At 34.7% G+C, this 21,223-nt stretch carries 20 protein-coding genes; 1 reads left to right on the top strand and 19 read right to left on the bottom strand.

Annotation, left to right across the window (positions count from 1 at the left end):
- Positions 1 to 1,501 precede the first annotated feature (1,501 nt).
- Complete coding sequence (locus AACZ87_RS15000; protein WP_339868397.1) at positions 1,502 to 2,485, bottom strand: polysaccharide deacetylase family protein; 984 nt, start codon at positions 2,483 to 2,485, stop codon at positions 1,502 to 1,504.
- A 40-nt stretch (positions 2,486 to 2,525) separates the two neighbouring features.
- Positions 2,526 to 3,641 carry a hypothetical protein gene (locus AACZ87_RS14995; RefSeq protein WP_339868394.1) on the bottom strand — a complete coding sequence of 372 codons (1,116 nt, stop codon included), beginning with the start codon at positions 3,639 to 3,641 and terminating at the stop codon, positions 2,526 to 2,528.
- Between AACZ87_RS14995 and AACZ87_RS14990 the strand changes: the two genes are divergently transcribed.
- Positions 3,627 to 3,767 (top strand): hypothetical protein, encoded by a 141-nt coding sequence (locus AACZ87_RS14990; protein ID WP_339868392.1) that lies wholly within the window; start codon positions 3,627 to 3,629, stop codon positions 3,765 to 3,767. The two genes, AACZ87_RS14995 and AACZ87_RS14990, sit on opposite strands and share 15 nt — an antisense overlap.
- A gap of 166 nt (positions 3,768 to 3,933) precedes the next feature.
- Here AACZ87_RS14990 and AACZ87_RS14985 read toward each other — a convergent pair whose 3' ends face one another.
- The 17 genes from AACZ87_RS14985 to AACZ87_RS14905 form a co-directional block, all read right to left on the bottom strand.
- Complete coding sequence (locus tag AACZ87_RS14985) at positions 3,934 to 5,124, bottom strand: glycosyltransferase (protein ID WP_339868390.1); 1,191 nt, start codon at positions 5,122 to 5,124, stop codon at positions 3,934 to 3,936.
- Between the two features lie 24 nt (positions 5,125 to 5,148).
- A complete protein-coding gene (locus AACZ87_RS14980) occupies positions 5,149 to 5,952 on the bottom strand; it encodes an FkbM family methyltransferase (RefSeq protein WP_339868388.1) in 804 nt (267 codons plus the stop codon).
- Positions 5,953 to 7,038 carry a glycosyltransferase family 4 protein gene (locus AACZ87_RS14975; RefSeq protein WP_339868386.1) on the bottom strand — a complete coding sequence of 362 codons (1,086 nt, stop codon included), beginning with the start codon at positions 7,036 to 7,038 and terminating at the stop codon, positions 5,953 to 5,955.
- 120 nt (positions 7,039 to 7,158) lie between these two features.
- A complete protein-coding gene (locus AACZ87_RS14970; RefSeq protein ID WP_339868384.1) occupies positions 7,159 to 8,316 on the bottom strand; it encodes a glycosyltransferase family 4 protein in 1,158 nt (385 codons plus the stop codon).
- Complete coding sequence (locus AACZ87_RS14965) at positions 8,303 to 9,466, bottom strand: glycosyltransferase family 4 protein (RefSeq protein ID WP_339868382.1); 1,164 nt, start codon at positions 9,464 to 9,466, stop codon at positions 8,303 to 8,305. Before AACZ87_RS14965 ends, AACZ87_RS14970 begins: the two co-directional genes overlap by 14 nt.
- Positions 9,456 to 10,730: a DUF6056 family protein gene (locus tag AACZ87_RS14960; RefSeq protein ID WP_339868380.1), complete on the bottom strand. Its 1,275-nt coding sequence runs from the start codon at positions 10,728 to 10,730 to the stop codon at positions 9,456 to 9,458. Before AACZ87_RS14960 ends, AACZ87_RS14965 begins: the two co-directional genes overlap by 11 nt.
- Positions 10,705 to 11,367: a glycosyltransferase family 29 protein gene (locus AACZ87_RS14955; protein WP_339868378.1), complete on the bottom strand. Its 663-nt coding sequence runs from the start codon at positions 11,365 to 11,367 to the stop codon at positions 10,705 to 10,707. Before AACZ87_RS14955 ends, AACZ87_RS14960 begins: the two co-directional genes overlap by 26 nt.
- 67 nt (positions 11,368 to 11,434) lie before the next feature.
- A complete protein-coding gene (locus AACZ87_RS14950; RefSeq protein ID WP_339868375.1) occupies positions 11,435 to 12,079 on the bottom strand; it encodes an HAD hydrolase-like protein in 645 nt (214 codons plus the stop codon).
- Positions 12,057 to 12,761 carry an acylneuraminate cytidylyltransferase family protein gene (locus tag AACZ87_RS14945; protein WP_339868374.1) on the bottom strand — a complete coding sequence of 235 codons (705 nt, stop codon included), beginning with the start codon at positions 12,759 to 12,761 and terminating at the stop codon, positions 12,057 to 12,059. The genes AACZ87_RS14950 and AACZ87_RS14945 overlap by 23 nt, the downstream gene beginning before the upstream one ends.
- 6 nt (positions 12,762 to 12,767) lie before the next feature.
- Entirely contained in the window at positions 12,768 to 13,670 is a 903-nt protein-coding gene (locus AACZ87_RS14940) for a glycosyltransferase (protein ID WP_339868372.1), read from the bottom strand.
- Positions 13,660 to 14,448 (bottom strand): glycosyltransferase family 2 protein, encoded by a 789-nt coding sequence (locus AACZ87_RS14935; protein WP_339868370.1) that lies wholly within the window; start codon positions 14,446 to 14,448, stop codon positions 13,660 to 13,662. The genes AACZ87_RS14940 and AACZ87_RS14935 overlap by 11 nt, the downstream gene beginning before the upstream one ends.
- On the bottom strand, positions 14,445 to 15,422 hold the full coding sequence (locus AACZ87_RS14930; RefSeq protein ID WP_339868368.1) for a glycosyltransferase: 978 nt from the start codon (positions 15,420 to 15,422) through the stop codon (positions 14,445 to 14,447). The genes AACZ87_RS14935 and AACZ87_RS14930 overlap by 4 nt, the downstream gene beginning before the upstream one ends.
- Positions 15,423 to 15,426: 4 nt before the next feature.
- Positions 15,427 to 16,140 (bottom strand): glycosyltransferase, encoded by a 714-nt coding sequence (locus tag AACZ87_RS14925; RefSeq protein ID WP_339868366.1) that lies wholly within the window; start codon positions 16,138 to 16,140, stop codon positions 15,427 to 15,429.
- The gene (locus AACZ87_RS14920) at positions 16,137 to 16,880 is read right to left on the bottom strand and encodes an FkbM family methyltransferase (RefSeq protein WP_339868365.1); all 744 of its coding nucleotides are present in this window, start codon (positions 16,878 to 16,880) and stop codon (positions 16,137 to 16,139) included. Before AACZ87_RS14920 ends, AACZ87_RS14925 begins: the two co-directional genes overlap by 4 nt.
- Positions 16,877 to 18,154 carry a polysaccharide ABC transporter ATP-binding protein gene (locus AACZ87_RS14915; RefSeq protein ID WP_339868447.1) on the bottom strand — a complete coding sequence of 426 codons (1,278 nt, stop codon included), beginning with the start codon at positions 18,152 to 18,154 and terminating at the stop codon, positions 16,877 to 16,879. Before AACZ87_RS14915 ends, AACZ87_RS14920 begins: the two co-directional genes overlap by 4 nt.
- A 310-nt stretch (positions 18,155 to 18,464) precedes the next feature.
- Entirely contained in the window at positions 18,465 to 20,189 is a 1,725-nt protein-coding gene (locus AACZ87_RS14910) for a hypothetical protein (RefSeq protein WP_339868362.1), read from the bottom strand.
- Positions 20,190 to 20,361: 172 nt separating this feature from the next.
- Entirely contained in the window at positions 20,362 to 21,153 is a 792-nt protein-coding gene (locus AACZ87_RS14905) for an FkbM family methyltransferase (RefSeq protein ID WP_339868361.1), read from the bottom strand.
- Between the last annotated feature and the right edge of the window lie 70 nt (positions 21,154 to 21,223).

The raw sequence follows: 21,223 nt of genomic DNA, 5'->3' as shown, positions 1-21,223 counted from the left end.
ATTCAACAGCGCTGGCCCAGGATCATAATTCGGAGACGAAGACGTCAAGCCAGCAAGATGGAAACGGAGGAAATTAAGAATTTAAAATGAAGGAATTTAAAATTTAAAATGAATGAAAGTTGTCGGTTGGCGATTGGCGTTTGCGGTGATAGTTGGAAATGAGAAGCATGCTGAAGGCATGCAATATTAATAGCCCAGGGTAAGGAGGTACGACGCAGCCCTAGGTTGAAACGGAGCATGATATTTCAACAGCGCTGGCTCGGAATCCTCTAGTGGAGATGTGGCATTTTGCCCCGCCACGGCGGGCAGGCAAAAGATGGAAACCGAATCGATATAGGATTTCGGATGTGAGATCCATATCATCTTCTCTGATACTTTTGAGCCCAAAAGTAACCAAAAGGCTTGCTGAAATAATGCTTCAACCCGAATTCCAGCCGCCTGCCCCGCTATTTCAGCTTCCCACCGCACCCTTACGAACAGCGGAGGTTTTACCATTGCATTTTCGTTTCGCGGATGCCGGTTAGCGGTTGGCGTTTGCGGCGATAGTTGGATATGAAGAGCATGCTGAAGGCATGCAACAGTAATAGCCCAGGGTTTCAACTTTGGAAATATGGTTGTATTCGTTCAACAGCGCTGGCCCAGGATCATTATTCGGAGATGAATTCGTGGTGCCAGCAAGATGGAAAACGGATCCATTGTGAAATGATCTGTGAGCAAAAATATTAAAACGAAGGCAGTCAGGAGACTGCAATATCAAAAGCACAAGTCATGAGACTTGCGCTAGGTGGTCTGTGCGACACAGACCATGGATCGTGGGACAACAGAGGCCCTGTTCTAACGGGCGAATGTTGATTCGCCCCTACATCGTTGATAAATACCAATATGAAAAAGTCCTGTAGGGACGACCTATTGGTAGCCCAGGGTTTCAACCCTGGGAATAAGGTTGTAATTGTTAACCAGCGCTGGCCCGAAATCGTCATTCGGAGACGAAGGCATTATGCCAGCAAGATGAAAACTGAATCGATTTCGGATTTCGGATGTGGGATGGACGATTTTTGGTAAGAAAGGAAGGTTGTTGTCGGATTGGAAATCCTATGATAATGGTTCGGGATTACAAATCCATAACAGTTGAGTCCAGCTTCTCGAGAAGCAGGACAACAGAGGAGGCAGTCAGGAGACTGCAATATCAAAAGCACAAGTCATGAGACTTGCGCTAGTTGGTTGTTGTCGGATTGGAAATCCTACGATAATGGTTCGGGATTTGTAATCCCGAACAGCGGTCTTGCGCTTGCTGGGGCCATTCGTGAAACGAACGGCTGCGGACACGAACGGCGGCGGGGGACTGGTGACAAAAGTAATGTTCAAATCAAAAAACCTTCGAGGAGATCCCTCTCTTGCCGATGGCAGTTCGGGATGACACCTCAAAGGTTACATGGATATGGAAACAAAAAAACCTCAGATCCTGGGGTCTGAGGTTTTTGAAATATTGGGCAATTATAAACTAGACTGTTACAGCCATCTCTTTTATTTGCTGACCTACTCTACGCATATTCTTGGATTGGAAGCCATATTCCGCTTGTAGCTGGGAAAAATGCGTAATCAACTCATCCAATTCAGCTAAAGAACTTTCAGGATTTGCTCCGAAATTATGTGGGTGCCACCACAAATGATAGACTTCATTATTCTTTGCTGCATGTTCCATTTCTGACTTAATACGTAACATGCGACTCTTGTTCATTATAAAATTACTCTGCTGTTGTGGCCGAAGAATTCTGGATGCTGGGATGATTACTGGTTCATCCTCGAAAATCTTCACCTCATCCAGTGGATATGAAGTCTTAGCCCCAACCTGAAAAAAGCAGTCAGCAGAGCGGAATATTTTCTTACTTAAATTCTCATGCTGGGTCTCCTGCCAAAACCAATTTTTTGGGTTCCCGCGCACATAATTATACCCCTCCTCCACACAGATCCCCAGATACAATTCATTTATATGATTGCGGGGAAAAACCAAGGATTCAAGTTTCTTCCCAAACTTATCCTGGGAGATTTTTTGGGTGGCCTTTAGGTCTTCACGGAACTGTTCGGGGCTTTGACCACGCATCAGGGTATAGTAATGGGCAAAGGAATGGGAGCCCAATTCCTGACCTGGGGTATCAATGATTTGCTGAATCAGATCTGGCGCAAAATGAACTTCAGGTCTAATGCCATTCTTTTTCACCCATTCATAGGCGGAGTATTTTCTATCACGGTAGGATGGTAAAAACTCCGGGGAATATGCTCTCCACTCTTCTTCATTTTCTGCAAAGAGCATCCCTACAGTAGCCCAGGTAGCCTGGATATTAGCTGTGGTAAACTTCTCCAACATAATTGGCACAATCTGCCGGGTATTTAGGAAGTAAGAGGGCTTGTAGGCAGTTCCAATTTTATCGAAGATTCCCCATAGGAGTTCGAAATCAAGGGAGATGGTGAAGGTGCCGGGGGACATGGGGGTTAGTTGTTAGTTGTTGGGTGTTAGTTGTTAGTTGTTAGTTGTTATTTGTTGATTCCGCTAGCTCCAGATTCTTTCGCTCCTCCTCCACTATTCTATTAAAGATCTCGCCGCGTTTTTTGATGCGGGTGGTTTTTTGCCAATCCATAAAGGCGACTACCACAAAGAGCATAAAGTACATGATCTGGGATTTTTGGCGAATGATAATGCCCAGATTTGACATCACAAAGGTCATGGAGATGGAGATGGAGATAAATACTACCGCAGACATCTTTACCATGGCGGGAGCGATCTTGATATAGGTTAGAAAGTCCTTACGAACAATCTTACTAAACATGTAGATATAAAGGGCATTCTCAAAAGAAATTGCTATTCCTAAGGCATTTGGAGAATCAACAAACAGGGGTCTAAACCAGAAAGTAAAGAGCTTCATAGGCATACTGTAAGACCCCATATCTACCCCTGACCCCGAAGTTACTAGTCTACCTCTATTTAAGGCAGTTTCCTCCTCAAAACTATCTACCAGATTATTTGGATCGTAACCCAAAAATTTAATCAAATCTTCATACACATAAATACTCATTCCTATCGCAAATAGGACCACCAAATACTTTTGATAGATCGGTACTTTTTCACGCCCCAAAACAAAGCCTACTCCCATTCCAATCAAAATTGCAAAGAGAATATGTGGTCTTACCATATAGCAAAGAAAACTCCCAAATGCAATATGAGGAATCCTTTTTATGGGCCAGGAAAGACCATAAACTAAAAACCCAATCCCTGCAAAAATAACCGCTCCTTTTCCCAGAGAGGCGGTCCAGAAGTGCATATTGGGTAGAAACATAAAGATGGTAATGGCATCCCAACCCTCAAATTTTGGATTAAATCTCAGGTTCTCTTTAAAAAATAGGTAGAAATAAACGAAGCCCCAAAACCCTAACCAGGTAGTGAGGAACATCATCATATCATAATTGAACCCAAACCATTTTACAAAAGGATATGACAGCCAATGAACGAATTCAGTCCCAGCGTGAAAATTGTCATACCAATTAGTAGAGGTCTTTGTATACCAATAATACATCTGAGAATCAGATCTATTAAACTGGCTATAAGTCCAATACACTAATCCAAAAAACATATGATACCAGAACATCTGGTTGAGCAAACCCGCTTTAACCCAATTATGCTCTTTCTGGAGATTTCCCAGAATAGGTTGGCTAATACCAAAGAGAAGGAGGATAAGGACTACGGCACCGAGCACTTCGTGAATTTAAAATGATTGAATTTGAAATTTGAAATTGTTGAATTTGAAATTAAGGTAAGGAATTCAAATTGGAATTGGCGGAAAACAGAAAGGCAGTGGTGTGGGTTTCGTCTACGCTCAACCTGACACGAATTGGTTCTATCTGACAGAAATCCAATTACGCTACTTTTTCTAAAATAAGTCATTTGGCAATCACAGACTCATATACCCCCTCTAATTCCTCTACCATTCTCTTCATACTAAACTGAGCTACTACACGCTCACGGGCAGCATGGGACATGGATTTTTGAAGTCTTTCATTATTTAGGAGTTGCATGCAATATCCTGCCAATTCCTGGTATTCATCGATCTCAGATAAGAAACCTTGGACGCCATGCTGAATCACCTCGCCTATTCCTCCTGCTCTGGTAGCTACTACGGGTACTTCACAGGACATGGCTTCCAGCATAGCAATAGGCAAACCTTCAAATTCAGATGTACTGAGGTAAATATCCATGATGGATAGATAGGGGATCACCTGTTTTTGCACTCCTACCAAGTGGAAATGAGCTGATTTTCCTGATTCCTCTATCTGTCTTTCCAGCCTTGATCTCCACTCCCCATCTCCTACTATAAGAAAATGTGTATCAGGACAAATATCCAGTATTTTCAATGCTGTTTCAATCCAAAGCCAGAGGCGCTTTTGATCCCGGAAAACGGCGACGATGCCGATGATTTGGGCGTCTTGTGGGATTTGGAGTTCGACTTTCTGATCCGTGAAAATCCCCCCTGCCCCCCTTTTTAAAGGGGGAGTTTGCTCCGGATTGGAGATCCCGATATCTATTCTCCTAAACACATCTGTATTCACCCCATTCTGGATCACTTTAATCTTCATTCTGCCGCCACGCTGGTAAGGATCAATCATGGAATTGAGCTGCATGGAGAGGGCAACTTCGTTGGAAACAGCAATAGCTATATCCTGTTGCTTAAAGGTCATGCGGTTACCCCAATACGAAAGCTTATTATAGCGCTCCCAGGTATTATGCTCAGTGTAGACAATTGGGATATTTAATTTATTCCCTACAAAACGAGCTAAAATCCCAGCCCAAGGTAAGTGAGCATGGATAATATCGATACCCAATTCCTTCGCAAAAGTTCTAACTTTATTTACCTGAAAAAACAAGCCCAAATTTCCTGTTGGAATTAAATGCACCTTTATCCCGGCTAATTCCAGTTCATCCACTATGTTATTTTTCTGATGATAGAAATACAGGCAGTGGAATTCAAATCTTTTTTGATCATGGACCAAAGCTGTTTCTGGAATGAGTTTTTCAGCGCCCCCTCTACCTAAACTCTTAATTAAATGAAGAATTTTGATTTTATTATGTATCACTAAAAATTACTTATTTCCTATAATTTAAATTGAACTTTTAAAAGGAGTTTTCCTTTCAGCTAAATAATTAGCCGTATGGAAAATTTCTAAGCTGGAATCATAATTTTTAATTTCAAATAATCCATCAGCAACTATCCTAAACAATTTAAATCCAGGGGACAATAGTTCGTAAAAGTCTCTGAAGAAGACTTTTGAATCTATGTGACATTTGCCAAATTCAAATTGTATAAAATTCAAGGAATTTGATTCAATCATATTCTTAGCTCCTTTAATAGCAGCTAATTCATGGCCTTCAATATCTATTTTTAAAATATCAATAGCTTCAATATCATTCTCTCTACAAAACGTATCAACGGATGTCACTTCTATTGATTCAGTAAATTCTTCACTAAAATTATTTAGTGAGTAAGCTAAATTATAAACTGAAGCGGTTGTTCTACCTTTCCCACTTGAGTACAATTTCAGTAATGTGTTTTCACTTCCTACCCCTAATTTATGCGGCTTTATTTGAGGATAATTCTCTGTTTTTTCCTCTAATATCTTAAAGGTAAAACTAGATGGCTCGAATGCGTGTATTACTCCCGTATCCTCAAATAATGCATTTGCTAGGATAGAATATTCACCTGAATTCGCTCCAACATCAAAAATCAGAATCTTACCCTTCCCTTTCAATTTTTCTTTCATATAATTCAAAGCGAAAATCTCACCGCTATGATTCAGAGAAGCTCCTCCAAAATAATTCATTCCTATCAAGGAAATGTGGTGTAATTTTATCCATAAAGGCTGGAGCACCTTGGATCGAAAAATTTTTAAAAGTTTTTGCCTCATTTATAATTGATTAAAATACGCTTCGAATTGAGTTGAAATTTTGGAAATAGAGTAGTGCTCCTCTATGAATTGCGAACTTGTTGAGAGCAAAGCACAACGTTCTGAATCGGTAGTGTGAATTAGATGATTCAATTCATTTTCAAAACATTTAGAATCCCCAGAATACACTAACCATCCTCTATATTTATTTACTACTTCACCAATGCCTCCTACATCATAAGCAATCACAGGAACTTTGCAATACATAGCTTCCAAAATAACTCCCGGTAGACCTTCTATTTTAGAAGGCAATACCAAGGCTGTGGCTTTGTTTAAAATGGGAAAAATATTTTCAAGGGCAGGAATCATGATCACTTTAGATTCTATATCTAGCTCTTCTACTTTTTCTACTAATTTCTCACGAAGAATGCCAGATCCCAGAAAGACTAAATGTAAATCTTGGTGAGTTGCAGAAATCCTTGAGAAAATAGCTAACATACCTAAAGGATCTTTCTCAGGCACTAGACCTCCAATTTGCAGTAAGAAGTTCTCAGGTAAGTTGATCAATGTTTTCTCTTTCTGCTTAAGATCAATTTCATTCAAATCTATTCCAATTGGAATTACGATTGATTTAGTCAAAGGGTAGCAAAAAGTATTATGAAGGTTTTCTGCTGAGGCTTTTGATACCGAAACTATTCCCGCCACCTGATTTAAAAGCCATTGATTGAAGCTTTTATGAAAACCATTTCTGATAAAATCCCCCATCTGGTTTGCGTTGCGATAGATTAAAGGATTTTTCCATTTGAATAACCTTTTGGAGAAAATTGAAAACTTAAGGGTATCAGCTGCATTTGCCTGAATGATATCTGGATTAAAATCTTTGACAATTCTCGAAAATTGTTTCCACCCTTTAAAATCAAAAAACCGATATCCAATCGGTCTATTTAACCTTATCCATTTCCCATAAAAAGGTAGGTCAGATTCACCTTCAAAAATACTAATCAACAAAACCTCATTTCCAGTAAGCTTAAGCTGCTCACTTAGTTGAGCTGCAAAGATCTCCGCTCCTCTTCGCTGAGGCTTTTGTATAAGTTGAATGATTTTCATTTTTTTTCATTTACCTCATTGCCAGCGAGGCACGAGCGCGACAATCTGTCTAAACGTCATTGCGAAGAAGTTATGACTGAGGCTATCTCCCTAATTATATAGAAATTGCTTTTTCAATTTCTAGGGGGTTGAATAGACGGTATCAAGACGGTTCAAAGCTTTCTTATATATCTCCAAATAAGCCTCTCCGTTTTTTTTGGGATTATTCTTTTCCTTAAGTCCTTGCAAAGCTTTCTCTCCTTTGCTGGAAATTATTGATGCATCCGCAAGTATCTCAAGTATTACCTTTTCCAATGCCTCTTCTACAATTCTAGACAACAGTTGCCGCTCCTCATTCTTTCTAAATAAGCCCTCTCCATATTCATCCTTGGGGACTTCTATTACCCAGCCCTTTTCATTAGAATTAATCTCCGGTAAGGCTCTGATATTTGTACTAATAACAGGACAGGCCATAGATTGGTATTCCAACACTGAATACCCATATGTATCAGCATAGGTGGGGAGTAGACCCACATGAGTCGATTTCAATAGCTCAAGGACATCTGTATTTGGGATGTTTTTAAAGTGAAAAATCTGATCAGGATATCTTGAAATAACTTTCAAAGCCCATTCCTGATCTGCTTGGGTAGTTTTAGAAGCATAGTCATTGAATTTTAGGTTACTTATAATCCTTAATTGAACATTCGCTCCTCCTAAAATTAAACGATCGAAAACCCTTAAAGTCTCTGCTCCGCCTTTTCTAAAGAAATCATTTCCAATCAATGTAAAAACCAATGAATCCTCAAGGACTACTCCTTTTTCTTCCCAAGAACCAAGGTTGGGGTGTTGTGAAGGGTGAATCACTGTTAATTTCTCAGATATCTTTTGAAGGTATTCAGGAAACTCTTCCTCGACGCGTTTTAACATAATAGATTTTGCGCAGCCACTCATAGCAACTATCCCCTTACATGAATCTGAAATGATTGTCTTTAACCCAAATTTATCGATTCCCCAGCGAGGTAGTGAGGTTTCAAAGGTGGTGATCCAAGGAGTCTTTGAAAGTGAAAGTGCATTGAAAAAATGAAAGAGATCAACTTTTTTCTGAAATGGAGCATAATGAATATTCTTCATTATAGGATGAGCCAACAGTTTCTTAAGCCTGGGAGAACGCATCATAAATCGATATGGAGAAATCAAATCCAAGACCTTGGAATAAGCAACTTCAGTGGAAACAAGGCCAAAGAAATTTTTCCTGTGGTTATAGCTCAAACCTATTGTACCTACTCTAATTTTCTTCATTAAGTTTCAATACAATTTGTTTAATAATTTCATCAGCACTTTTCTCCCAAGTAAATTTTCCAGCTACATACTCTTTTCCCGATCTTGCTAATTCTTCTGCCAAAACAGGATCATCAAGTAAATTTTTAATAGAGTTTACAATCTTCCTAGTTTCAAATTTGGTAATAAGTAAATGCTTGCCACCCTCAAAATTATCATTCACAAAAGGTATATCCGGACCAATAGATGGGATACCCGCAGCCATATATTCCAGTAACTTCTGAGGACAGCCATAAGAATTGGCAAAATGATGTATCGCTATATCAAAAGAGAAAACGTAGGCCGGAACTTCCTCTGCATTCTTCCATCCCGTGATGTAGATTACATCTTTCAGGCTCAGCTCGTTAATTAATTTATCCAGCTTTTCTTTCTCAGGCCCATCACCAACGATTAACAACACCAAGTCTTCATAATCCTCCCGTAATAATGAAAAAGCTCGAATTAAAACATCCACATGCTTGTGAATATCCAAGGTGCCTAAATAACCTAAAACGGTTTTTCCTTTTAAGTTTATTTTTTGCTTGTAATGGTTAATATCATGCTTTCGCTTAAACTTCAAAGGATCTACCCCATTGTAAACCACGAAATCTCTTTTTTTATCTTTCCTATTTCCTAAAATGTCCTCACAAAGGGCATCAGAAACGAAAAAGTTCAAATCTGCTTCGGTATATGTGGTTTGTTCCAGCTTCCTAAACCAAGATCGAAAAGGAATTTGCAAATAGCTTTCTGAAAATGCTGAAGTATTAATTTCAGATACAATCAACAAGTCAGGAAATAGCTTCTTCAAGCGACCAATCTGAAGAAAATTATTATCAGGCCTCATGATAAGCACATCAGGTAATTCCTTTTTAATTAGCTCTACCAATTCCTTAAAATAATGTGAGTTTCTCCTATAAAAACGAATAGGAAGAAACCATCTATTCCCTTTTACCCATTTCCATTTTTGTCCAGAAGAAACATTTATTCCTTGACTTAGCTTTGGAAAAGTAAGTATTTGACCTATTTCAGCATGCTTACCCGCAAACTTCAAAAACTGATTTGCATGATTACTCCCTCCATGAGATGAATCTAAAACAACTGAATAATAAAGCAAACTTATCTTAATCTTCAAATCTTAAATTTTCAATATTGTAATATGATTTCAGATAAGGTTGCCAAATTGGTTGCTGAGAAGGAACTATAAAAATCAAAATATTCGAACATTTTATCAGCTCATAATTTACTGTCTCGCTAGACCCAGACTTACTTAGTAAAAAATTATGTCTAGTTTCTATACTTTCACTACATTTATATATGTAATAAAATTGATGGATAAAGAACATTAAAGAAACCCCAAGAAGTAGCACAATACTGCTTCTTCTCATAATTATATGAAGGTATTTACTTAAGCGAGAACCACAGAATGCTCCTAAAGGGAAACATAAAAATGATGCCATAAACAAGGATCTAGGAAAAGCTAAATGTGGGTATCTAGAAAATATAAGGATTGATGAAAACGAAAGGAAGAAAAACAGAAATATAAACTTATTAATTGAATAATTAGAATGCATTCCTGAAAGATTAGAACCGAAATAAAAAAACGAAATAAATCCAATAATTAGTGGATATTTAGCGTATCCAATAACTGACAAATATAGTGAGGGTATAAATTTTATCGAATCTAAAACACTATTAACTTCAGTCTGTGCTATTATTCTCGAAAAATTTCCAGGTGCGAATGAAACTATACCTATCCCAACAATCATACTCACAAGTATAATTAAATCTTTTGAATTGAATTTATTATGAAAATAAAAATCATGCAAAACTTTGATCAATACAAATAAGAAAATTGGAATGAATAAATTCTGAGTTGTCAGAGACAAAATCAATCCAATTATAAAAAGGCATAACAAATTATCAATTGGTTTCCTTTCAAAAATTATTAGAAGTAATACACCTTGAAGTAAAAACAATGAATAAATACCACCATTTTGCCAAAATACAATATGTTTTAAAAATGGAAACATTGAGAAAGTAAACAAAAAAGTCAAAACAAATATCTCTTTAAACGCTAATCGAAACAGCATTTTCAACAAATTAAACACAGAAAAATAGAATGCTGTCAAATAAATCGGAACAGATAGATAAGGGTATAAATACAATTCAAAAACAGATTGAAAAAATCCTGCTGGCGTTAATTGCCTACCATCCCAATTAAGATACATTTCAAAAAGAAAATTACTAACACCTAACTTCCTTAAGTTAGTGATAAATAAAAAATCATCATTTATAAGCCAAGCTTGGAAGGAAATTAAAAATGTGATTAAAACTCCGATGATTGAGATTATAAAGACGACTTTCTCAAAACTATTTATGTGCTTGAAGTATTTCAATTAATTTTAAATCTAAAATTATTTTTTTATTTAAAGTCATAATGGTTACGAGATCTCGAAATCCATAAAACTCCATATTTATGTCATGAACTCCCACTTTCTTAATAAAATCTTTAGCTGCCTCCTTTGTCTTTATATGATCTCTATAGCCAGCCCCAAAGTCAGTTTTATAGAAAGTAAAACCTGTAATATATAATTCTGAAAATTGACTATGTAGCAAACTCATTAGTGCGAGGTAGCCTATAGTTGGCCTGAATTCACCAAGAGGTTCACACACCAATTGATGAAGTTTTTTAGGCAAAGTGAAAACCTTTTGACTCTGATGGTATTTCTTATAGAAATTTAGAGTCATCTGAATTCCAGCTCGGTTGTTACGGGGATTAATAAGGTACTTGAGGCTTTGCTTTTTGTACATATCAAAATCCAGTATTCCACCTCCCGATTCATCATTTTCATGAAAACTGTGGAACAATATATCTGTGCGAGTACCAATATCCGCCTTAAATTTTCCTGTAGCGACGATATAGGGAGCACGATTTACCCTTACTACAAAATCAAAGCCATCGATATAATCTCCTAGACCAGTGGAATAAGCTGAATCTGCAGGGCCAACAATAGCTACTCTTTTTCCTTTCAACAAGGAAAAATCAAAAGTTCTAAAATGAAGCGCTAAGAGACCTACGCCTCGGAGATTGTTTAAGACTTTATTCAATTGCTTTCAACAATTTTCGAAAGGAATCTATGTACAAATAATCAGTGCTACGAAGTAATTCATTATTGTAAGCAGCAAAAGCAATTTCATTAGTATATGCGGCATCTTTATCATTGCGTGAATCTCCTATCATCAATACATCGCTCTCATTATAATGCTCAGATTCTAATAGTTCTTTAATTAGTTTAATTTTTGTGGTGGGTGAACCATGAATAGATTTAAAGTATTTTGAGAGTCCCAACTGACTACATAAGTAACGTAACTCCTCTCCATCCGATCCAGATACTACGTGCATTGGAAGTTTTTGAAAGTTCGCTTGAATATATTCCAATGAGTCTTTAATCAAAAGTTCAGATGAGATTAAGAGTTCTCGCATAATATCTGAAAATTTCTGAGTCAATTGATTGAACTCCTCTTCCGCAATAGTCATTTTTAATATTTCTCCATAGAAATACCTAAACTTCACATACCTTGACAAACCACCGTTTTCCCTATGAAAATGTATTAATTTTTCTACTTCTTTATCAGGAAAGTCTTCCAGAACTTTTCTAAAACCTAGTTCACGTATCGGCATGGAATCCATAATGACTCCATCAAAGTCCCAAAGAAGAACTTTATAACTTTCTAAGTTTTTCATAAATAGCTTCTGCCATAGTGAAATCATCCTCCCAATCTATATCCCAAGATTTGATTTTATCCATTTTATACAATGCGGGATTTACACCCAACCTATTGTTCTTTTCAATATAAATACTTCTTGGCGCCATAAATACAGCATGGTTAACCTCATATAAGGTGGGCAAATCCTGTGTCCTAGGCCATTGAAATTCGTCTGAATCTGAATTAAACACTTTACCTTGGGAATTGAGCAGAAAATTTTGAAAAGTAGATACTGATAAAAGCGAGTCATGTCCTTTTCCCAATTCTATCCAATATTGCTCAATCACCTGATCATAATCCCCTCCAAGCACAAATGGAGTCGTAACATGTCCCCATAAAATATGTCCTTGCTGGATTATACTGGGAACGTAAAGTATTAGATCAGACAAAGCAGTGGTATCCACACAGAGATGATCTGGCCTCCGTTCTATACGGATCTTTTTATTTGGGTCCTCAATACTTTTAGCAATCCGTATGGCTTCCTCATCATTGGTAGAAAGAACTATTTCATGCAAGTGCTGAGACGAAAGCAACTGCCGAAGCTTCAGCTCCAATAGACCTCCTGACAGATCTGCAAATGGTCTAGTACTTTTATTAATGACACGCTGACTTCCTTTACGCACAGGAAGGAAGAAAGAAACAGTTGGTTTTTCACTCATATATTGTTAGTAAAGTGGCATATTTTTTATCCCTAGTTTCCCACGGAGGAAATCAGTAAGCGCCATCATATTCATTTTCCATGATAGTTTTCCATATTCAAGACCAAACCTAAATCCGCTAATGGCTTTGAATAAGATTTTCAGAAAATTATAAATCAGAGCAAAGTATAGTCTATTTTTCAGGAGAATGGTCAACATATTTCTTGCTGAATAATAAGTCCTAATACTAGGAAGTTTTTTACCCCAGTGGGTGCTTTTAAATTGTTGGTCAGGATTTCCTGCACCCATTTTTTTACGCTGCTCTAGCCAGTAATCTCCATCTACATAGAGCTTGAATCCAGCTTTTTTTATTTTTAAACAATAGTCCAACTCCTCGAACCCAAAAAACAACTCAGGAGAAGGAAGGATGCCTTGCTTTACCAGTGTAGCATTGATCAGAAATGACTTATTCCCTGGAATAAAATCTACCTCATCCGAAAGGGAAAGATCAGAATTTTGAAGTCGCTTGGTTCTGCCCGTATATGGGTTAAATTTTCCTCCTCCCAAACCTACCGCACCAGCTTTCGGATATTTTTTGGTCAAGCTTAATAGTCTTTCAAAAACCAATTTATCTTCTGGTGGGTCATCATCATCTCCCCAGTAGATCCAATCACAGCCAACATCAGTCATTCTTTGAAGTCCTATTTTAGCTGCGCCAGCTGGACCTAAGTTTTGACCGACCTTATAAATAGTTACATTTTCTCCCAAATCCGCATGTAGCGAATCTGTTACATTGCTAGTAATACTATTATCCACTATTAGAATATCGGATGACCTAATAGTTTGGGATTTAATAATGGCAATAGTCTCCTTAATGTGAGTAGTGCGCTCATAGGTAATAATAAATGAGCCTAGTTTTTTACCAATCATATTCTGATACAGCAGTAGATTTACGATATGGAGAAAAGTACCTTCTCCAAAATTTGAGGTTGAAAAATCGAAAACCTTTTAATCTATTTGAATACTGATCGTAATCAACCAAAAAAGCCGGGAAATTCTCTGACAAAACTTTGGCTTTTTCTTTGAAAATGATAGAACTGGTATTTCTGATTTTTGAATCAGAAATACCGCCGGGTTCCATCTTTGAAATAACAAATGGGATTTTGGAATAGGTAGAATTGAACTTACAAATACTCAAAAGAAAAAATTTCCAATCTGAAGTTATCAATAAGGTCTCGTCATAATAGCCACAAGTATTAAATAGAGATTTCCTAATGAAACTGCCCTGATGCGGTAGGGACCTCTTTTTAAGAAAGGAAAATTGAAGGGAAAACGGATAACAAGTAACCAAACCATCCCTCCAAATCACATCTCCATAGATGATATCATTGCCTTTCAGATAGCCGTGAATATGTTCCAAAAGGTGCTCTGAAGCGAATTCATCACCACTATTCAAGAAAAGTATATACTCACCCTGAGAAAGAGATATTCCCTTGTTCATTGCCTGATAAATTCCAGTATCAGACTCAACAATTAATTGATCAATATTTAACCTGTTCTCCTCAACTATTGCTACACTCCCATCTGTGGAACATCCATCTACAACTACATATTCAAAATCGCTAAAAGTCTGATTTGCTACCGATGCAATTGTCCTTCTCAAACCTGCTGCATTATTATAGTTAATTGTTACAACGGTCAGAATCATAGCGAATACTTACTTTTTAACTGGTGATAAAGATCGATAGCGCTGGAATAATTACTTAAGAGATACTTGAACTTGAAGATGAAATTATAGCAATAGACTCTAGAGATAAAATCACTTTTTGTTAGGAAGGTGATATAGGTCTTAACTACTCCTGTGAGAAGAACGGGAAATTGTTTGACTAAATAAAGCTTATAGTTACCCTCGTTTTCGTTTAGCAAAAACTCATAGGCAGTAAGTATGGGATAATTAGACAAAATCCCTTCTCTCAATTTTAAATAATAGGCCTCCGAAATTCGCTCAACATTTATCTCATGGTAGAAATTCAATTTGGAGTCATATGCTATCTCAAATCCCTCTAGCTGTACAGCAAGACATAATTCACCATCACCTCCCGAGGAAAGCTGATTCGCCTTTCTATCAGTTATTGGAGAATCGATTGATTTCCGGTAAAAACTCTTCAAAGCCTCAGTTTTAAAGAATAATCCAGCACCATAATGAATGACTCCTTTATTCTGAATTCCGGTAGACTTCCCCAAAGCTCCAACAGCATAGCTACTTGAGAATTGGTCAAACCAATAAGGAAGATCAATAGAGACTTTGGCAATACCATACCCCCCCAAACATCCTAGTTTTTCATTATTAATAAAATGATCGAATCCTATGATCAAGTAATCCGACTTCAGATAATTATCATCATCGCAGAATAAAACAATCGGAAAGGCAGCTGAAAAGACTCCCTTTCTTCTTGCGTTTGCAAGACCAGGAATTGGTTCATGAACTACCCTTCCTTGTAAATTAGAATTAGAAAAGAACGAAGTAGCTAACTCCACTGTTGAATCAGTAGACAGATTATCCACTACTATTACCTCATATTCAAAACCTTTAACTTCCAATTTGTCCAAGAAGGATAATACACTAAGAAGTCGCTTAGCTGAGTTAAAGCAGCAAACAATTATTGAAATTCCTAGGCTCATTTAATTAATAAAATGATTTGGATGCAAAATCCTTAAATGATTGAGGTATATAAAAATAGGAAACACAATATTTTATGTACCTTAGAAATTTATCTCTTAACGATAATGTGGGAGTATTTTTCCAGGATAAATTCCATAGATGAACTGCTATTGTATTTCTTGTCAAAAATTGATTATAGTGGAAATACCTAAGTTGATATGGAAGTGGGTAAAAATAATCAGGGGGAAATGAATTAAAATCAACGCTTTCATTATAGCTTGATAGCTCCTTGGTAATAATTTGAGGTATTAACTGATTTTGAAAGATAGATGAACTTGAATTAATATAATAATTAAGCATCTGCTTTAGTATAATATTCTCTTTTGCAGACCCTAAAATTGCTGCATTATATAAACTTTTAGACTCTTTCCCTAAAAACAAATTAAAACTTAAAAATTTTTCTGGCAATTGGTTAATAAGTAACATATCTGTATCCAGATATACTCCTCCTTCTGAATACAATGCGTAAATCCTAGCTACGTCAGATACAAAAGCATACTTTTTTTGTTTGTAGGCTATTTTAGTAAATTCACAAAAATTTATATCAAAATTACTTTCATTCCACAGTCTAATTTCAAAATCCGGGCAAAATTTTCTCCATGATTCAATACAACAAATTTCCGATGATGATAATTCACCATTACCAAACCAGCAATAATGTATAATCTTAGGTATCAATAAAATATAGGATTTACGTTTTTAGAATAAGCCATCATATCCCCCTTTATTTTATTAAGTTTAAACCCAAAATCATCGAGTTTATTAGCAACCTCATTAATTTCAAATTTATTTAAATTAGCAACTTCAAATTTAATTATTTTGCATTGAAAATTATTAAAATCAATCATTTTTAAAATTTCACCATCAAACCCTTCTGTATCAATTTGCAAATAATCCACTTGATCTAAAGAATATTTGGCTACTACAGAATGAAAGGACACCCCCTCAACATATTCAAATTCTATATCTTCTTCAATAATTCCCTTATATTTCAAAAGATGATCTTTAGAAAAAGATCCCAAACCTTGCCCCCAATCTGGTAATTTTTTAAGACCAGCATCTGTTAGTTGAAAAAGCTTTAATTTTATATTCTCCTTATAAATAGCACATCTTAAAAACTTAAGGCCGGTAAATTCTTTTAGATTAAATTTCAATTGATTGAAATACTTTTCAGATGGCTCAATAACAACTCCTTTTATTAATTTCGGATCTAAGGACTGAAATAAATCATCAAAGCTTAAACCGTCATTTCCTCCAACCACAATAATTTTTGAATATCCAGTAAGTACATTTGATCGAGTCAAATTAAAATTAACTCGAAGTTTTCTCCTAAAAAAAGATGTTGAATAAAGCTTCCATTTAAAATTAATCGGAAGTAGATTTATTATGGGAATAGAAATTTTTCGTAATATTTTCAATTTAAAATAAAATTTACATCTGATATATATACAGTATTTAAACTTTCATTTAAGCGATTTCCCGAATTTATAAAATCATTTTGAAGGCAGGAGATCATGGCAACTCTAGATAATACTTCATAGTAATCTCCTAAATAACCAAAATACAAATGAAAATTAAGTTGTTCTGATCTGTATAGAGGAAAATGAGAAATAATGATATCAATAGAGCCTTTGTTTTTACTCAAAATAACTTTTTTCTTAAAGTTTGAATTATTAAAAGCTAGTATTCCTTTTCCTTCTTGATCAAACAAGCCAAAACCCACGTCCATAGGAATACCCAAATGATCAAAAGACACTTGATAATCTATAGAAACTTTTAACTCTTGACCAGCATATATTTCATTCCCTTTTTCCCCATCTATATAAATTTTCATTCCAACAATACCTAATTCTGGATCTTTCTTTTCAGGATGAGATTTTAAATCAATACTGTTAGTAGGTTTAATAAGGTCCGACCTTAAATAATTTTGAATAGCTAGCTTAACTGATCCATTAAAACTAATCTGACCTTTATTAAGAACAACACATCTATTGCAAAGAGACTTAACTGCCTCTAAGTTATGACTAACAAATAAAACTGTCCTACCAAGTCCAGCCACAGACTCCATTTTCCTCAAACATTTTGCTTGAAACTCATAATCTCCTACTGCAAGTACCTCATCTATAATCAAAATCTCAGGCTCTAGGTGCGCAGCTACAGAAAATCCCAATCGGACTTTCATCCCTGAAGAATAAAATTTAACAGCAGTATCTATAAATTTATCTATCCCTGAAAAATCAATTATCTCGTCCAATTTGTAATCTATTTCCCGCTTTGTCATCCCGAGAATTGTTCCATTCATGTAGATATTTTCTCTACCAGAAAGTTCGGGATGAAATCCAGTTCCAACTTCAAGTAATGATGCTACCCTTCCTTTAATTTCAATTTTACCAGAAGTAGGTTCTGTGATCTGAGAAAGGATCTTCAATAAAGTGGATTTCCCCGCTCCATTATTACCAATGATCCCTAATACCTCACCCTCATTTACCTCAAAATTAACATCTTTTAATGCCCAAAATATCGACTCATCATTTTTCCCGAAATGACTAAGTTGACGTAACATCTTATAATTCTTAAAAGGCGATATTAAGGCAGTACCAATCCGATTAATCAGAGTTTTATCTGTTTTTTCTTTAAGTCCTAGACGGTACCTCTTGGACAAATTAGAGACCTTAATTACTGCATTCACTATTGAATTAATTTAATGATGTAATAAACCAATTAAACGATAAGGGGTTAACAAAATAATCTCATTGAACTATAACCTAATAATTTCGGAATCAACCAGCTACCAAAATACAAATTAACTCTATATTAAACTGGAGATTATAGATTCAAAATTAATTCCTATCAGCTTTCCAATAAAATCTTATAACATATGAAAGAAGGAAATATTTTAATCTAATTATTTTAAAATAAATTTAAATTATATACACAAAAACTTATTAAAAAAATCAATTAATTAGAATATACACAAAATAAAACTATATGTTTAATCAACATTAAAAATTTTTCACATTATAAATATAATATTGACCAAGAAAAATCTTAGGGTTATTTATCTCCAGTGGACCATTTTTGATATTAGAAATAATGAATTCAACATTATGATCTAAACAAAAACTTCTTAGACAACTTAAGTTATTTAAACTTAATTCTCCACAAGTATTAAAAAAAGGAGAGAATCCACGATAGTAAGACAACAAATCTAGTTCAATTCTCGAATCTATTTTTTCACTAATTGGAAAAGAACCTGAAACACTTAAAATATTTAAATATTCATTATGAAAATAAAAAGTATTTAAATCATTATACATGTAATCAATATAGTCATAAATAGACTGCTCCTTATTAATATCAGGAATAAATACAATATTAGAATTCTTGGTAAGAGATGAAATATCTATATTTTCTTCTGCAAGCGAATCAACAACAAAATTAAAATCATTGAAAACAAAAGGCACAATAAAAACAACAATTAACAAAACAGATACTAAGTATTTCATTCTAAAGAGATTATTTACTATTATATATGTAATCTGAATACAGATTAAAGAATGAAAAGTATTGCGGAAAAATTGATTAGAATTAATATTTTGATAAAACAAAACCCAAAGTAAAAGAGAGATGATAATAATTATAATTGAAATAAAATAATAGTCCTTATCTTCTTTATCACTATTAAATAATTTCCAATTAATAAAAAATATTGATGATCCAACACATAAACCAATAAAAAAAACTTTAGCTAAAACACTATAATTAAAAAAATTGCTAATATTTAAAAGCTGTGCTCCAGAGGAAAAAATAAAACTATATACAAAGAAGAATAGAATCACAAAAATTGGATAACAATAATATTTAATAGGATATTTGTTAACAACCAAAAAGTATATGCAAATAGATGGAACAACAACAGGAATAACCAAAGGATACATAAATATAAGAATAGAAAGTTTTAAAAAATTAAAGTTATCAATTCTTAATGAAATAAATAAATACAAAAAAATTGGAATTATAAATATGTTTTTAATTGTAAGTATAGAATCACCAACACCCAACATTGGCAAATTCATATCAAACAATCGCACTAATTTATCATAAGGAGACGATACGAATAGTAAAATTATAATAGCAAGTAATGCTATCCAAAAATTAGAAGATGGGAAAACATCCTTAAAACCTAAATAAATAATAAATGAAAAGATAGGGGCTAATACAAAAACATAATTAACTAATAATGATAGAGATGTGAAACACCTAAGTATAGCAATGCCCCATAATTCCGAGAAATGGTAAACCTCATTACTTATATCAGATTGAAAAACATTATATATTGATTTTGTATTTTCAACTCCAATCACATCATTGTAATGAGCAATTCTTGAATAAATAATATAATCTTCATGAAACACACCGAATTTAAAATTATTAAGGACAAAATATAAACCAAAAAACAATCCCCAGATAACAATTGAGGAAACAATATCATCTATTTTTGGATAAGATAGTTTAAATTTTAAATCCAATTTGAATATTGAGATTATTATCAAAACAAATGGGGCCCAGTACAAACTCTCTCCATTTGTTTTTAAAATAGCATAAATTGAAATAAAAAAAATATAAACAATAATTATATTTTCGAACTTCCCGCCGTTTCTAAACTGTATAGAACAAATCCCAAATACAATTAAAAAATAAACGAAAAATGCTAGTACAATCTCCAATTTATTTTTTTATTAATAACATACAACATAATGAGACTTTTTGAAATATTATAAATCACTTAAATATATCTCTGTAGGAAAAAGATACATTTGGTATAAGAGGTAAGAAGCAATTACTATGCTGGATCCTAGCCGTCTACTTCTCTATTATATTACACAAAATGTAATATGATCATAGAGCAAATTCAGAATTGGAAACAGCCACAAAATTAGAAGGTAAGAAATTTTCTTTTTTATAATTATAGTCTCCAAACTCAATAAACCTTGGGAAAAGCTTACCAACTTTATAGTTGTTTTTCTCAAAAAACTCGTAGAAATCTTTTAATAAAAACCCAGTTTTTAAAACTAAATCACCATACTCAAATTGGATCATCCTTATTCTTTGTTCTGAAAACATTTTGTCAAAGCCTAAAAGAACTTTAGACTCAAAGCCTTCCACATCAATCTTAAGAAAATCAATATATTCAATATGATTTATTTGGCAGTACTCGTCACCAGTCATTACTTCTACGCTAGTTACTTTCCCCATATTTTTGCCTAGTGGATGATTATAGAAGGAAGAGAATATCGGAGCTTGAGGATAATAGTTCATTTGTATAATTCCAGAAAACTCACCCAAAGCCAGATTATTTATCTTTATTTGAACTATCTCTTTGGTATTATTTGCCAACCTTTCAAATATAGTTGGTATCGGCTCAAAGGAATGAATTTGTGCCTGACAATTTTTATGGTGAACAAGCTTTGTCCAATCCCCAATATTGGCTCCTACATCGAATACGATCAGGGATTGATTAGCATCTAAACTATCGATTAACCACTTTTCTCCATTGGTATTGAAGTCATTGTTTTTGTTTTCTAATGCTTCATTAATAGTAGAACTAAAAGAGTAAAGTAGTTTACCAATACGGTTATTGCGATTATTTGTGATCCAATGGTAGATAGACTTTTTTATTCTTTTGAGCATAGATATAGTTTTAATCTTATGGCAGTTAGGAATAGGATTTCATAAACATTTAAGAGAAATTTTAAATAAT

This window comes from uncultured Algoriphagus sp. (assembly GCF_963974365.1).
In the GTDB taxonomy this organism is placed as follows: domain Bacteria; phylum Bacteroidota; class Bacteroidia; order Cytophagales; family Cyclobacteriaceae; genus Algoriphagus.
Note: the sequence above shows the minus strand (reverse complement) of the source record. Positions and strands in the feature narration are given on the sequence as shown.